This is a genomic window from Nocardiopsis sp. NPDC006832, assembly GCF_040635885.1.
In the GTDB taxonomy this organism is placed as follows: Bacteria; Actinomycetota; Actinomycetes; order Streptosporangiales; family Streptosporangiaceae; genus Nocardiopsis.
In genome coordinates this window covers 35,952-50,581 of the sequence record NZ_JBEYLC010000029.1, presented here as the reverse complement: position 1 = coordinate 50,581, position 14,630 = coordinate 35,952, and the positions used below count along the sequence as shown (strand labels likewise).

Sequence of the window (14,630 nt, the reverse complement as noted above, 5' to 3'; positions counted from 1 at the left end):
TCCTCAGGGGACGGCCCTCGCCCACAGTGAGCGGGCCAGGGCGGGCAGGGCCGACGCCATCTTGCGCGTGTCGGACACCCGGTGGCGGACACTCCACACGTCGAAGTCCGCCGCACCGATCTCGTCCAGGATGGCGCGATAGAGCCGGAAGGCGGTGGCGACACACGGACGGGCGACGGGTTCGAGCATCGCCACCCCGGGTTCGGCCAGGCGATAGAGGTCCTGGTTGACCTCCACCAGTTCGGCGATGGCCCGGCACACCCGCGGGTCCGGGGTTCGCGCCCGGGCGCAGTGCTCGAGAAGGGCGCGATCGACCCGGTGCGCGGCGAGGACGTCGGTGGGCAGGTACACCCGTCCGCGCCCGAGGTCCTCGGCCACGTCACGCAGGAAGTTGGTGAGTTGGAAGGCCTCGCCCAGGGCGGCGGCGTGCGGTGCGGCCTCGCTCCGGGGCGTGACCGTGCCCAGCACCGGCAGGACCTGGAGTCCGATCACCGCGGCCGAGCCGTACATGTACTCGCGCAGGTGGTCGAGGTCGCGGTATTCGGTCGTCTCCAGGTCCATGCGCATGGAGGACATGAAGGCGGTGAAGTGCTCGGCGGGCAGTTCGTAGCGGTCCACGGTGTGCGCCAGGGCGCGCAGCACCGGTTCGTCCGGTTCGGATCCCGCCAGGCCCAGGGCCAGGTCGGCGTCGACGCGGTCCAGACGTGAACGTCGGTCCTCGACGGTGGTCCCGGGCTCGGGTTCGTCGACGATGTCGTCCACCCAGCGGGCGAACCCGTAGAGCGCGTGGATGCCGGGGCGGCGTTCGGGTGGCAGCACCCGGGTGGCCGTGTAGTAGGTGCGGCCATGGTGGGCGTGCAGGTCGCGGCAGCGCAGGTAGCCGTCGCGCAGACGTCGCGAGGTGATCCCGGCCGCGTTCAGTTCGGCGATGGCCCTGTTCATCGTCGCCCCCGTCGTGTCGACGCGGCCAGCACTCGCGCGGCCGCCAGTTTTCCCGAGATCAGCACCGTGGGCAGCCCCACGCCCGGGGTGGTGCCGCAACCGGCGAGGACGGCGTTGGTGGTGCCGGCCAGGACGTTGCGGGGCCGGAACGGGCCGGTCTGGGCGAAGGTGTGCGCCAGGGAGAACGGGGTGCCGCGAGCCATGCCCTGGCGGGCCCAGTCGGCGGGGGTGACCATCCGCTCGGCTCGGATCGAGGCGTCGAGACCGGTCAGCCCGCGTTCTTCGAGGGTTCCGATGAGTTCGTCCCGGTAACGCGGACCCTCCCGGTCCCAATCGATGTCGCCCGCGTCGAGGTTGGGTGCGGGCGCCAGGACGTAGAGCAGGTGGTGGCCGTCCGGGGCCAGGGAGGGGTCGGTGAGCGTGGGTTGGGTGACCAGCAGCGAGGGATCGCTCATCGTGCGGCCTCGGTCGATGATCTCGGTGAAGGTGCGTTCCCACTGGTGGCCGAACGAGATGGTGTGGTGGGACAGGTGCTCCCACGTGCGGTCGGTGCCCAGATGGAGCACGACCGCCGAGGGCGAGAAGCGGTGCGGGACCAGGCGTTGGGGCCGGCGTCCCAGGAGACGGTGGGCGGTGGGCAGGTCCACGGTCAGCACGACCTGGTCGCAGGCCACGCGTTCGCCCTGGTCGGTCACCACCGCGGTGACCCGATCCCTCGATCGTTCCAGGCGTGTCACGGACTCCCCGTAGCGCAGACGCGCCCCGGCCTTGGCCGCCGCCCCCGCCATGGCCTCACCGATCGCACGCATCCCACCTCGCGGGAAGTGGACGCCCGCGATGGTGTCCATGTAGGCGATGACGGCGTAGGCGGCCAGGGCGCGTTCGGGTGCCACCCCCGCGTAGAGGGACTGGAACGAGAAGACGCGGCGCAGGCGCTCGTCCTTGATGTGCCTGCCGACCGCGGGCGCCAGACGGCCGAAACCGCCCAGGGCGGCCAGCCGGACCAGGTCGGGGCCGAGCAGGTCCAGGGGCGAATCGAAGTCGGCGTCGATGAACGAGCGCATCTCCACCTCGTAGAGGCGGGTGAGCCACTCGCGCAGGCGCAGGTAGCCCACGGCTTCGCGGGTTCCGGCGACCCGGGCCACCTCGGTGGTCATGCGACGGCGGTCGGTGTGCACGTCGATGGTGGTGCCGTCGGCGAAGTTCGCCCGGTAGGCGGGTGCCAGCGGCATGAGGTCGAGACGGTCGCGCAGGCCCTCCCCGACCGCGGCGAAGGCCTCGTCGAGGAGTTCGGGCATGGTCAGGACGGTGGGTCCGGTGTCCACCCGGAAGCCGTCCATGTCGAGGCGGCCCGCGCGTCCGCCCGGGTACTCCTCACGTTCGACGATCACCACGTCGCGACCGGCGCCCAGCAGGTGCAGGGCGCATGAAAGGCCGGACAGGCCGGCGCCCACGACGACCACGGGGGCGCGGCCGGTTCGCGCAGGGCCCGAAGGCCGGGTCGGAGTCGCGTCAGGGTTCACGGGTTCCACCTATGAGCGTGTTCGGGTTCGGGCTCAAGTACGCGCCGCGGTGTCGGCGAAGCCGGTCAGGCCTTCGCGCACGGCCGGGTCGAGGTCGAGGTGGGCGATGTGGCCCACGCCCCGGTCGGCCAGGGCACGGCAGCGTCGTCGTACCAGGTCGCGTGCGCCCAGACGGTCGAGGACGTGTGCGACCTCTACCGTGTCCACCGGGCCGGCGCCGACGCGTTCCAGCAGCTCCAGAGCGGCACTGTCGCCGTGTTCCCGCGCCAGGTCGACGCCGGTCGCGAGGAGCATGGTGTTCGTGCCCTGTTCGAGGTCCTCCCCCGGCGCCTTCCCGGTTCGGGACGGATCACCGTAGATGTCCATGAGGTCGTCGCGGAGTTGGAAGGCCACGCCCACGTCGGCGCCGTAGTCGCGCAGCGCCGACCTGGTCGTGGACGGGGCTCCCGCCATGACGGCGCCCAGGTGCAGGGGACGCTCGACGGTGTAGGAGGCGGTCTTGAGTCGGTCGGTCCGCAGGGCGACGCCCACCGAACGTTCCGCGCGCGCTTGGGAACGCAGGTCGAGGTACTGACCGACCATCACCTCGGTGCGCATGTCGCGCCACACCCGATGGGCCTCGCTCCTTGTGGGGAGGTCGTCGATGGACTCGTGGAGCAGGTCGTCGGCCCAGACCAGGGCGAGGTCTCCGGTGAGGATCGCCATGGACTCGCCGTAACGCGCCGGTTCGCCCCGGTAGGACCGTGATCGGTGGTCGGCGGTGTGGACGGCGTGCTGGGAGGGGTCTCCCCGCCTGGTGGGGGCGGAGTCCATCACGTCGTCGTGGATCAGGGCGAAGGTCTGGAGCAACTCCAGAGCGGAGGCCGCGGACAGCGCCGCGCGTGCCCGGGGCCCATGGGACGGACCACCACCGGCGAGCCAGCCCCACCAGGCCAGTGTGGACCTGAGTCGTTTGCCGCCCAGGGTGAAGGAGACGATTCGGTCGGCCAGATCACGGGCGCAGTCCGGATCGAGGAGGCCCACCTCCCGGACTCGCGGCTCCAGGTGTCGGTGCAGGAGGTCGCCGACGGCCGCGCGGACCCCGCCCAAGTCCATCGGCGGTGGTCGCCACTCCGTTCGTGGTGCTTCCGTCTTGAAGTCGACGATGACACTCTCCTCTGGGAAGGCCACTTGGACGCTTTGTCTCGTTTTAAGTGATTCTCATAAAACGAACTATTACACATCGCATAGACTCTGGGCCACCCAACACTTCGAGCCCCCGTAAACTCGATGGCAGTGACCGGAAGGCCCGATCATCGTGACGCTGGGAGATGGATGAACACCGCGCCCAGAATCCGCTTCACCGGGCCCGAGGGGTCCGAGGCCACCGAGGTGGAGGCGCCCATGACGGAAACGGCCGATCCCCGCGCGGACCTGTACTCGTCCCTACAGACCGATGGCCAACAGCTGGCGGTACAGCTGGTGCGGTTGCTGCACCGGATGTCGGAACGCTCGGGCATGAACCCCACCGACTTCCAGTGCTACACGCTGCTGCGCGTGGCCGGTTCCATGACCCCCGGAGAGATCGCGGACAGCCTGTGCCTGTCCACGGGTTCGGTGACGGGCGTGATCGACCGGATGGAGGCGCACGGCCTGGTCGAGCGCACCCCTCATCCACTGGACCGGCGCAAGGTGGCGGTGCGCCTGGTGACGGGGGCCGAACAGCTGGCCACGAGCACCGCCGTGGGGATGCGCGACACCATGACCGCCATGCACGAGGACTACTCCGTGGACGAACTGAAGGTGATCGTGGGCTGGGTGAACAGGGTGAACGACACCCTGGAGGGCCTCATCGCCCAGCGCTCCCCACGCCGCTCGGGCTGACCCCTCCCGGCCGCTCCACCCCCGCCGGCTCCTTCCTCTCCCCTGCCTCCCCTCCTGTCTGGAACCCGGCAACTACCACATCACCCGCTTTGTCGGAACTCTCCGTGTTGTGACGGTTGCTTTACTCCTAGGGAAGAAAGCCTCTACCATCCCACGGGACCCATTCATGGCCGGAGGCAGGAACCGGCACCCCCGACCCCCGACCGACGGGGCTGGGAAGGAGCAACCATCTCAACCCTGCGCAGATACATCCGAGAACATACGAACCCACCGGTCTTCGCGATCTCCGGGATCGTGGTCGTCGTCTTCGTGGTTCTGGGGATCGCCCTCACCGATCCCCTCCTGGACGCCGCGGGTACGGCACGTGACTGGATCGGCTCACAGCTGGGCTGGTTCTACGTCCTGTCCACGACCTTCTTCCTGGGCGCGGCGATCTTCCTGATGCTGAGCCGTTTCGGGAGCATCCGGCTCGGTCCGGACGACTCCAGGCCGGAGTTCGGCACCATCGCCTGGTTCGCGATGCTCTTCACCACCGGTATGGGTATCGGTCTGGTCTTTTGGGGTGTGGCCGAACCGGTCACCCACATGCACGAGCCGCGTGACTCGGCGCTGGCGCCCGTCGTACCCGAGGGCGGCGGTGAGGCGGTGCCCCAGGCCGACGCAGCCAGCACCGCGCTCGCCTCCAGCTTCTTCCACTGGAGCTTCCACCCGTGGGCGATCTACATCGCGTTGGGGTTGTCCCTGGGCTACTTCGCCTTCCGCAAGGGCCTGCCGCTACGCCCCGCATCGGCGCTGTACCCGCTGCTGGGCGACAAGGCCTTCGGCTGGCCCGGCAACCTGGTGGACATCCTGGCGGTGTTCGGGACCATCTTCGGTTTGGCGACCTCACTGGGTCTGGGCACCCTACAGATCAACAGTGGTCTGTCCGAGGTGTTCGGCATCGCCAACAACTCGCTCACCCAGTCGATCATCATCGTGGTCATCACCGGGATCGCCCTGTACAGCGTCGTCTCCGGGATCGACAAGGGCATGCGCCGGCTGTCGGTGCTCAACCTGTGGCTGGCGTTCATCCTCCTGGCGATCATCTTCGCCGTGGGGCCCAAGCTGTGGATCATCAGCACCATGGTCACCGGGGCGGGCGAATACCTGGGCAACCTGATCCCCTGGAGCATGTCCTTCCCGAGCCCGATGGCCGACGAGACCGCCGCCGACTTCACCACCGCCTGGAGCGTCTTCTACTGGGGATGGTGGATCTCCTGGGCGCCCTTCGTCGGCGTCTTCCTGGCCCGTATCTCCTACGGACGCACCATCCGTGAGTTCGTGCTCGGCGCGCTGTTCGGACCGGTACTGGTCTCCATCCTGTGGTTCGGGGTGTTCGGCGGCTCGGGCATGTACTACGAGTTGTTCGGCGACGGCGGCTTCATGGACGGCGACGAGTCCGACGCCGCCTACCACCTACTGGACGCGTTGCCGCTGGGCCCGATCGTCGCAGTGATCCTGTCACTGTTCCTCATCATCGTGGTGGCGATCTTCTTCATCACCTCCTCCGACTCCGGGTCGCTGGTGGTGGACATGCTCACCAACGGAGGCAGCACCAAACCGCTCAAGGTCCAGCGCGCCTTCTGGGCCATCAGCGAGGGTGCGGTCACGCTCATCCTGTTGGTCCTAGGTGGGGCCAGCGCCCTCGACGCGCTCCAAGCGGCATCGGTCGTCACCGGTCTGCCGTTCGCGGTGATCCTGATCTTCATGGTGTGGGGCCTGTTCAAGGCACTGTCCCAGGAACCCAAACCGGGGGCACCCAAGAGGATGCGTGCCGAGGATCGGCCCCCACCCGAACAACGAGGACGCTCCGGGAACATCCCCGTGGGCCACCGCGACCACGGCCGGACCGAACACCGCGGTGACGAGAACAATCCAGAGGAAGGTGAGGCCACGTGAGCCCCAAGAGGTTCAACAACCCCTTCCACGGGGTCATCGACATGATCACGGAGATGAACCGCATCTCCGACACCATGTCGTCGATCGAGACCAGCCAGGCCGGGGAACGCGAACGCGGCTTCGCCGACGCTTGGAGCCCGCCCACCGACATCCTGGCCCGCGGCCGGGACCTGGTGATCCGTTGCGAGGTCCCGGGGGTGTTCGAGGAGGACGCGGCGGTCACCTTCGAACACGGGGTCCTCACCATCAGCGGTGAACGCATGCGAGACGAGGAGGACGTCGTCTACTACTCCTCGGAACGCTTCATGGGCACGTTCCGACGGGAGATCAGCCTCCCGGAGGGCATCCGTGAGGAGGACATCGAGGCCAGCTACGGCGAGGGACTGTTGGAGATCGTCGTGCACGGGGCGGCCAACCAGCGCAAGGCCAAGACGATCAAGGTCTCCCGCCGCAGGCGCGGCTGAGACCGGACCGCGCACGTGCGACGCGGGCGGCGGGCCCCGTCGGAGGACCACCTCCGGCGGGGCCCGCCCCATCGAACGCTACTTAGAAGACCCGGTCCTTCTCGTAGGGGCCGATGACCGCGAGGGCGCGCGGGCGGTCGAACAACTCCGCGGCGACCGCGGCGACGTCGTCCAGGGTGACGGCGTCGTACCGGGCCAGGTCCTCGTCGATGGAGAAGTGGCGCGGCTGCACCAGTTCGTGGGAGAGCAGGCGGCCCATGCGCGCGTTGGTGCCCTCACTGCCGAGCACCATGGCGCCCTGGATCTGGCCCTTGGCGCGGGTCAGCTCCTCCGGCGTGATACCGCCGGCGGCGACCTTCGCGAGCTCCTCGCGGCACACACCGATGACCTCGTCGGCCTTCTCCGGCAGGCAGCCCGCGTAGAGCTGGAAGGCGCCGGTGTCGGCGTAGGCGATGTGGTAGGCGTGCACGGCGTAGGCCAGGCCGCGCTTCTCCCGCACCTCCTGGAAGAGTCGCGAGGACATGCCGCCGCCCAGCGCGGCGCTGAGCAGGCGCAGCGCGTGCCAGCGCGAGTCGGTACGGGTGATGCCCTCCGACCCCAGGATGATGTGCGCCTGTTCGGTCTCCCGCGACTGCACGACGGTTCCGTCGTAGGTGCGGACCGGGCCGCCGACACCGCGCGGGCTCGACGGACGAGCGTCCCCGGCCGCGGCCAGACGCTCGGCGAAGATGGACCTGACCTGCTCCACGACCGCGTCGTGGTCGAGGCTGCCCGCGGCCGTCACGATGAGCTCGGAGGGCACGTAGGAGTCGCGGTACTGCTCGACGATGCGATCGCGCGGAAGGGCGTTGATCGTGTCGATGGTGCCCAGAATGGGACGACCCAGCGGGCTGTCACCGAAGAAGTGCTCGGCGAAGACGTCGTCCACCAGGTCGGAGGGCTCGTCCTCGTACATGGCGATCTCTTCGAGGATCACGCCGCGCTCGGTCTCCACCTCGCCCTCGTCCAGCACCGAGTTCGCGACCATGTCCCCGACCACGTCCACCGCCAGCGGCAGGTCACGGTCGAGCACCTTCGCGTAGTAGCAGGTGTGTTCCTTGGTGGTGTAGGCGTTGTGGTCGGCACCCACCCCGTCCAACAGCGCGGAGATCTCCAGCGCCGAACGGGTGTGGGTTCCCTTGAACAGCAGGTGCTCCAGGAAGTGCGCCGAACCCGCGTGCGCGGAGTCCTCGTCACGGGACCCGGTGCTGGCGGAGATGCCGAAGGCCGCGGAACGGCCCCCGGGGATGTGCTCGGTGACCACACGCAGACCACCGGGCAACACCGTCCGACGCGCCAGACCGGAACCGCCATCGGGCTCCAGCAGCGTGACGGTCGTGCCCGGCTCCTGCTCCGCGGCGGTGGGGACAGAACTCATGCAACCTTCTTCTTCGCGTCGAAACGTCCGGATGAGCATACGTACGACCGCGGGGCGGCCGCATCATCGAAGACGCGACCGCCCCGCGGAGGGGTGAGACTCGATCAGGTGTTCTCGGAACGCCCGCCCGAGCTACGACGACGGCGACGACGCGGGGCGCCCTCGCCCTTGTCCTCGTCGGACTTGTCGTCGTCCGGGGCGGAGTCCTCGGAGGGACCCTCGTTCTTGGCGGCCTCGGCCTCGACCACCTCGACCGGGACCAGGGACAGCTTGCCACGGTCGTCGATCTCGCGGATCTCGACCTGGATCTTCTCGCCGATGCTGATCACGTCGTCGAGGTTCTCGATCCGCTGGCCACCGTGCAGCTTACGGATCTGCGAGATGTGCAGCAGACCGTCCTTGCCGGGCAGCAGCGACACGAACGCACCGAAGGCGGTCGTCTTGACGACGGTACCCAGGTAGCGGTCGCCGACCTCGGGCATGGTCGGGTTGGCGATCTGGTTGATCGTGTCCCGGGCCGCCTCGGCGGAGGGGCCGTCGACGGCACCGATGTAGATGGTGCCGTCGTCCTCGATCGTGATGTCGGCGCCGGTGTCGTCCTGGATCGAGTTGATCATCTTGCCCTTCGGGCCGATGACCTCGCCGATCTTCTCCACCGGGACCCTCACCGTGAGGATCCGCGGAGCGTTCGGGCTCATCTCCGCCGGGCTCTCGATGGCCTCCTGCATGACGTCCAGGATGGCCAGACGGGCACCGCGGGCCTGCTGCAGGGCCAGGGCCAACTGCTCGGCGGGGATACCGTCGAGCTTGGTGTCCAGCTGCAGGGCGGTGATGAGGTCACGGGTACCGGCGACCTTGAAGTCCATGTCGCCGAAGGCGTCCTCGGCACCGAGAATGTCGGTCAGCGTGACGAACTGGTCGCCCTCACTGATCAGACCCATGGCGATGCCCGACACCATCTCCTTGAGGGGCACGCCGGCCGCCATCAGGGACATGGTGGAGGCGCAGACCGAACCCATCGAGGTGGAACCGTTGGAGCCGAGGGCCTCGGAGACCTGACGGATCGCGTACGGGAACTCCTCGCGGGAGGGCAGAACCGGCAGCAGGGCCCGCTCGGCCAGGGCGCCGTGCCCGATCTCGCGCCGCTTGGGCGAGCCCACCCGACCGGTCTCACCGGTGGAGTAGGGCGGGAAGTTGTAGTTGTGCATGTAGCGCTTGGTCTTGTCCGGGTTGAGCGTGTCAACCGTCTGTTCCATGCGCAGCATGTTCAGCGTGGTCACACCCATGATCTGGGTCTCACCGCGCTCGAAGAGGGCCGAGCCGTGCACGCGCGGCAGGATGCCCACCTCGGCGCTCAGCTGACGGATGTCCTTGGGGCCACGACCGTCGATGCGGACCTGGTCGCGCAGCACGCGCTCGCGCATGAGCTGCTTGCTCAGGCTGCGGAAGGCGGCGCCGAGCTCCTTCTCACGACCCTCGAAGGTCTCGGCCAGCTTCGCGACGGCCGATTCCTTGACCTTGTCGAGCTCGCCCTCGCGCTCCTGCTTGTCGGCGATGGTGAGCGCCTTGGCCAGGTCCTCGCGGACCGCGCCCTCGACGGCGGCGTAGACGTCGTCCTCGTAGTCGAGGAAGATCGGGAAGTCGCCCTGCTCACGGCTGGCCTGGTCGGCGACGGCCTGCTGGGCCTTGCACAGCACCTTGATGAAGGGCTTGGCGGCTTCGAGGCCCTCGGCGATGGTCTGCTCGTTGGGGCCGACGGCCCCTTCGGCGACCAGCTTCAGGGTGCGGGTGGTGGACTCGGCCTCGACCATCATGATCGCGACGTCACCGTCCTCCATCACACGGCCGGCGACGACCATGTCGAAGGTGGCGTTCTCCAGCTCGGAGTGGGTGGGGAAACCGACCCACTGGCCATCGATCAGGGCGACGCGCACGCCGCCGATCGGGCCGGAGAAGGGCAGCCCGGCGATCTGCGTGGACATCGAGGCCGCGTTGATGGCGACGACGTCGTACAGGTGCTCGGGGTGCAGGGCCAGGATCGTCTCGACGATCTGGATCTCGTTGCGCAGGCCCTTCTTGAAGGACGGACGCAGCGGCCGGTCGATGAGACGGCAGGTGAGGATGGCGTCCTCGGAGGGACGTCCCTCACGACGGAAGAACGAGCCGGGGATACGTCCGGCGGCGTACATCCGCTCCTCGACGTCCACCGTCAGCGGGAAGAAGTCGAGGTTCTCCTTGGGGCGCTTCGAGGCGGTGGTGGCCGACAGGATGACGGTCTCGTCGTCCAGGTAGACCGTGGACGAACCGGCGGCCTGACGGGCCAGACGGCCGGTCTCGAAGCGGATGGTGCGCGAGCCGAACTTGCCGTTGTCGATCACGGCTTCGGCAGAGTAAACGCCCTCCATGGGCGACCTCCTGATACACGGTCGGGACGCGTCGTCATCCGGGCGATGCCCAGAGGAATCGACGCCTACGTTCTCTCCCGCGTCGTGCCCCGGAGGTGATGCCGGCCGGTCATCGATCGAAGCCCGCGGCCCGTCGTACAGACAGGGCCCGAAGGCCACTACCGAGGACCGACCCCTGTTGGACCGGGGGAACGGCACGGGTGTGGTTCATGGTGCGGCGGTCGCGATCGACCGCCACTCCGGTTACACCTTACTAACAAAGAGGGAGCGGCCGAGGCCACTCCCTCCCGATTCACCTAGCGGCGGAGACCCAGGCGCTCGATCAGCGAGCGGTAGCGGGTGATGTCCTCCTTGGCGAGGTACTTCAGGAGACCGCGACGACGGCCGACCATCAGCAGCAGACCACGACGGCTGTGGTGGTCGTGCTTGTGGGTCTTGAGGTGCTCGGTGAGCTCGGTGATGCGGTGCGTGAGCAGCGCGATCTGCACCTCGGGGGAGCCGGTGTCACCTTCCTTGGTGCCGTACTCCGCGATGATCCTCTTCTTGCTGTCGGTGTCGATCGACACGACGCTCCTTCGCTCATGGTTCGGTACGCGGGGCGAACCCCGGCACGTGACAGGGGTCGGACACGGTGACCGCGCGTACGAACAGTCACCGTCGCGTGTGCTGTGCGCGGCAGGGCGCCGATGGCGTGACCCTGCCGCGTTCCCGTCGGTTCCATCGCCCCTTTGGGGACGGACCGGCCACGGGCACACGTGAACGTTTTCAGCTTACCGCAGTTCAGAGGGCGATCGGCCCGCGTCGGCGGTGATACCGGACTCTCCGGAGGTCAGGGGTCCGGGTCAAGGGGTGTGGTCGACCTCGGCGGTGAGGACCTCACGACAGCGGTCCACGTCCCGCCGCATCGCCACGATCAACTCGTCGATGTCGTCGAACCGTTCCTGCCCACGGATACGCGCGGTGAAGTCCACGACCATCGTCAGCCCGTACAGCTCCAGGTCGTCGCGGTCCAGCGCGTAGGCCTCCACCGTACGTTCGGCCCCGTCGAAGGTGGGGTTGGTGCCCACCGAGATGGCGGCGGGCCAACGCGTCTCGTGACCGGTGGCGGGTTCCAGGCGGCCGAGCCACCCCGCGTAGACACCGTCACCGGGCACCGCGGTGTCCGGTGGCAGGTCCATGTTGGCCGTGGGGAAGCCCAGGAGCTCCCGCCCGCGGGCCGCTCCGTGCACGATCTCTCCGATGACCCGGTGCGGGCGGCCCAGGAGCGCCGCGGCGCCGGCCACGTCGCCCTCGGCGAGGAGCTCGCGGATCCGGGTGGAGGTGATCGTCTCGCCCTCGGCCACCAGCTTCACCCCGTCCGCGCCGAACCCGAACTCCTCGCCCAGACGGGCCAGGGCGGCCACGTCGCCGGCGGCCCGATGCCCGAACCGGAAGTCCTCCCCCACCACCACGGCGACCGCTCCGAGACGGTCGACGAGGATCCGGCGGACGAACTCCTCGGGGCTCAGCGCGGAGAGTTCCTTGGTGAAGGGCAGCACGCACACCGCGTCGGCGCCCCGCTCCCCCAACAGTTCGACGCGGCGGTCCACCGGGGTGAGCACCGCGGGGGTACGGCCGCGCAGCACGTGTTCGGGGTGCGGATCGAAGGTGACCACGACCACCGGTAGGCCCAGATCGCGCCCATGGGCGACGGCGGAGGCCAAGATGGCCTGGTGGCCGCGATGCACACCGTCGAAGACACCGATCGCCACCACGGAGCGTCCCCGATCGGTGGGAATGTCGCCCAGCCCGTCCCATCTCCGCACGTTCGGCTCCCCTTGCTCGTCGAGATGTGATCCGGTCTCAAGCGTGCCATGGAGCCGGGGCGTGTTCCGCCACGCGGTCGGTGTGGGCCACCACACCGGCTCTGCCCCACGCGTTCCCCGAAATTCGACGCGGAACTTTCGAATAATCCGCACACAGTGCGTGACGGATCACTATCTTCACCCATGTGAGCAATACATCGACATCGACCCTCGACGGAGAAACCACCTGGTCGCGCACCGAACACGACGGTGGCATGCCGGGCAGCATAAGTGGCATGAGTGATGCTACTCAGAAGTATTCGATCACCATGCCCAGAGACATCGCCGAGCGGGCACGCTCCCGGAGTGGACCATCCGGTCTGTCCTCTTACGTTGCCGCGGCTGTGGCCAGGCAGCTTGAACGGGACAATCTCAACGACCTCATCGAAGAGATGCTGTGTGCCACGGCGTTGGCGTCTCCCGGACCGGTCACCATCCTCACTTCGGATCCTGACGACCTACGGAAGCTCTGTGGGGACAGAGCAACCGTCATCAAGATCTGAGGCAATCCTGAAGACCGGTCAGGCCGGTGCGAAGACGACGATCGGCTTCATGTGGCCGGGGCGGTTCTCGCCCAGTGCCACCACTGTGCCGTCCGGGGCGAACAGGCCCACGGGGCCCTCTCCCAGAGTGCTCTCACCGATGCGGTTGCCGTGCCGGATCGCGCGGGTCTCGGCCTCGTCCAGGGTGCGCACCGGGAACGCCGCCGCCACCGCCCGGGCCAGCGGAACCTGGGTGAACTCCTTGGCGAGTTCGTCCAGGGTGCGGGCCTGGGACAGGTCGTAGGGACCCACGCGAGTACGGCGCAGGGCGCAGAGGTGGCCGCCCACTCCCAGGTCCACACCCATGTCGCGGGCCAGCGAGCGGATGTAGGTGCCGCTGGAGCAGGTGACGACCGCGTCCACGTCGACGAACCCGCCATCGGGATCCGCCACGCGACGGATGTCGGTCACCTGGAACTCGGACACGGTGACCTCGCGAGCCTTGAGGGCCACTTCCTTGCCCTCGCGAGCCGACTTGTAGGCGCGCTTACCGTCCACCTTGATCGCACTGACCTGTGGTGGAACCTGTGAGATGACGCCGGTCAGCTTCGCGACGGCCGCTCGGATCGCGTCGTCGGTGACGGCGGAGGCGTCGATGCGCGCACCGGGCTCGCCCTCGGCGTCGTCGGTGTTGGTGACCAGGCCCAACCGGATGGTCGCCTCGTAGGTCTTCTCGGTCAGGGTCAGGTGGCCGAGAAGTTTGGTGCCCTTCTCGATCCCCAGCACCAGCACCCCGGTGGCCATCGGGTCCAGGGTGCCCGCGTGCCCCACACGGCGGGTGCGCGCCAGACCACGGGTCTTGGCGACCACGTCGTGCGAAGTCCAGTCCGCGGGCTTGTCAACGACCACGACGCCGCTCTCGGCCATGGTGCTCCTTCGAGGGAAGAAAGGGGGCGGGACGGCGACCGACGCCGCCGTCCCGGGTGGTCACTCGTCCTCGTCGTCCTCACGAGGGACCTTGTACGGGTCGGCCTCGCCCGCGGGCTTGGCTTCGGTGGCCCGCTGGGCCACCTCCTCGTCGGACTGACGCGCCTTGACCAGCAGTTCCTCGATGTGCTGGGCGTTCTCCTGCACGTCGTCGAGGACGAAGGCCAGGCTCGGCGTGTGCCGGATACCGGTCTGTTTGCCGACCTCGCTACGGATCACGCCCTTGGCGCTCTCCAGTGCGGCCGCGCTGGCCGCCTTTTCCTCGGGGGAACCGAACACCGTGTAGTACACCGTGGCGTCCCGCAGGTCAGCGGTGATGCGGGCGTCGGTCACGGTCACGAATCCCAGGCGCGGGTCCTTGATCCGCCGGTCCAGCATCTCGGCGACGATGCGCTGGATCCGGTCGGCGATCTTGCGCGCGCGTGCTGCGTCGACCATCGTCAGTCTTCCTCTTCGTTGAAGAGCCGCTGCCTGGCGGACAGCAGCTCCAGTTCGGGACGGCCCGCGACGAAACGCTCGCAGGTGTCCATCTGGTCCCTGGCATGGGCGGCCGTGGGAGCGACCACCGCGACACCGATCTTCGCCCGACGGTAGAGGTCTTGATCGCCCACCTCCGACACCGACACCGAGAACTTTCGGCGCAGCTCGGCGATGACCGGCCGGACCATCGAACGCTTCTGTTTGAGCGAGTGGACGTCTCCAAGGAGCACGTCCAGCGTCAACGCCCCAACGTACAAGTGATCACCTGTGGTGTTGTGTGAGCCG

At 68.4% G+C, this 14,630-nt stretch carries 14 protein-coding genes; 4 read left to right on the top strand and 10 right to left on the bottom strand.

Features of this window, described 5'->3' with window-relative positions:
- Positions 1-3: 3 nt before the first annotated feature.
- The 3 genes from ABZ717_RS15525 to ABZ717_RS15515 all read right to left on the bottom strand — a co-directional run bounded on the left by ABZ717_RS15525 (position 4) and on the right by ABZ717_RS15515 (position 3,560).
- Positions 4-942, bottom strand: a complete 939-nt coding sequence (locus ABZ717_RS15525) for a phytoene/squalene synthase family protein (RefSeq protein ID WP_358510193.1) — start codon at positions 940-942, stop codon at positions 4-6.
- Positions 939-2,405 (bottom strand): phytoene desaturase family protein, encoded by a 1,467-nt coding sequence (gene crtI, locus ABZ717_RS15520; RefSeq protein ID WP_358510283.1) that lies wholly within the window; start codon positions 2,403-2,405, stop codon positions 939-941. The genes ABZ717_RS15525 and crtI overlap by 4 nt, the downstream gene beginning before the upstream one ends.
- A 93-nt stretch (positions 2,406-2,498) precedes the next feature.
- Complete coding sequence (locus ABZ717_RS15515; RefSeq protein ID WP_358510280.1) at positions 2,499-3,560, bottom strand: polyprenyl synthetase family protein; 1,062 nt, start codon at positions 3,558-3,560, stop codon at positions 2,499-2,501.
- A gap of 288 nt (positions 3,561-3,848) precedes the next feature.
- On the opposite strand from ABZ717_RS15515, the gene ABZ717_RS15510 reads away from it, so the two are divergent.
- From ABZ717_RS15510 to ABZ717_RS15500, 3 genes are all read left to right on the top strand, one after another.
- Positions 3,849-4,328 carry a MarR family transcriptional regulator gene (locus tag ABZ717_RS15510; RefSeq protein WP_358510277.1) on the top strand — a complete coding sequence of 160 codons (480 nt, stop codon included), beginning with the start codon at positions 3,849-3,851 and terminating at the stop codon, positions 4,326-4,328.
- A gap of 249 nt (positions 4,329-4,577) precedes the next feature.
- The gene (locus ABZ717_RS15505) at positions 4,578-6,266 is read left to right on the top strand and encodes a BCCT family transporter (RefSeq protein WP_358510274.1); all 1,689 of its coding nucleotides are present in this window, start codon (positions 4,578-4,580) and stop codon (positions 6,264-6,266) included.
- The gene (locus tag ABZ717_RS15500; protein ID WP_358510190.1) at positions 6,263-6,730 is read left to right on the top strand and encodes an Hsp20/alpha crystallin family protein; all 468 of its coding nucleotides are present in this window, start codon (positions 6,263-6,265) and stop codon (positions 6,728-6,730) included. Before ABZ717_RS15505 ends, ABZ717_RS15500 begins: the two co-directional genes overlap by 4 nt.
- Before the next feature lie 82 nt (positions 6,731-6,812).
- On the opposite strand, the gene ABZ717_RS15495 is transcribed toward ABZ717_RS15500, so the two are convergent.
- From ABZ717_RS15495 to ABZ717_RS15480, 4 genes are all read right to left on the bottom strand, one after another.
- Complete coding sequence (locus ABZ717_RS15495; RefSeq protein ID WP_358510187.1) at positions 6,813-8,147, bottom strand: pitrilysin family protein; 1,335 nt, start codon at positions 8,145-8,147, stop codon at positions 6,813-6,815.
- Between the two features lie 104 nt (positions 8,148-8,251).
- Positions 8,252-10,552: a polyribonucleotide nucleotidyltransferase gene (locus ABZ717_RS15490; RefSeq protein WP_358510184.1), complete on the bottom strand. Its 2,301-nt coding sequence runs from the start codon at positions 10,550-10,552 to the stop codon at positions 8,252-8,254.
- Positions 10,553-10,848: 296 nt separating this feature from the next.
- Positions 10,849-11,118 (bottom strand): 30S ribosomal protein S15, encoded by a 270-nt coding sequence (gene rpsO, locus ABZ717_RS15485; protein WP_358510181.1) that lies wholly within the window; start codon positions 11,116-11,118, stop codon positions 10,849-10,851.
- Positions 11,119-11,394: 276 nt separating this feature from the next.
- On the bottom strand, positions 11,395-12,357 hold the full coding sequence (locus ABZ717_RS15480) for a bifunctional riboflavin kinase/FAD synthetase (RefSeq protein ID WP_358510178.1): 963 nt from the start codon (positions 12,355-12,357) through the stop codon (positions 11,395-11,397).
- Positions 12,358-12,632: 275 nt separating this feature from the next.
- On the opposite strand from ABZ717_RS15480, the gene ABZ717_RS15475 reads away from it, so the two are divergent.
- Complete coding sequence (locus ABZ717_RS15475) at positions 12,633-12,899, top strand: hypothetical protein (RefSeq protein ID WP_358510176.1); 267 nt, start codon at positions 12,633-12,635, stop codon at positions 12,897-12,899.
- Between the two features lie 18 nt (positions 12,900-12,917).
- Here the strand turns inward: ABZ717_RS15475 and truB are convergent, their stop codons facing one another.
- The 3 genes from truB to ABZ717_RS15460 are packed head-to-tail and all read right to left on the bottom strand — an operon-like array spanning position 12,918 to position 14,602.
- Positions 12,918-13,805, bottom strand: coding sequence for a tRNA pseudouridine(55) synthase TruB (truB, locus tag ABZ717_RS15470; RefSeq protein WP_358510173.1), 888 nt, complete (start codon positions 13,803-13,805; stop codon positions 12,918-12,920).
- Positions 13,806-13,865: 60 nt separating this feature from the next.
- A complete protein-coding gene (gene rbfA, locus ABZ717_RS15465) occupies positions 13,866-14,303 on the bottom strand; it encodes a 30S ribosome-binding factor RbfA (protein ID WP_358510170.1) in 438 nt (145 codons plus the stop codon).
- A 2-nt stretch (positions 14,304-14,305) separates the two neighbouring features.
- Positions 14,306-14,602: a DUF503 domain-containing protein gene (locus tag ABZ717_RS15460; protein WP_358510168.1), complete on the bottom strand. Its 297-nt coding sequence runs from the start codon at positions 14,600-14,602 to the stop codon at positions 14,306-14,308.
- Positions 14,603-14,630 lie beyond the last annotated feature (28 nt).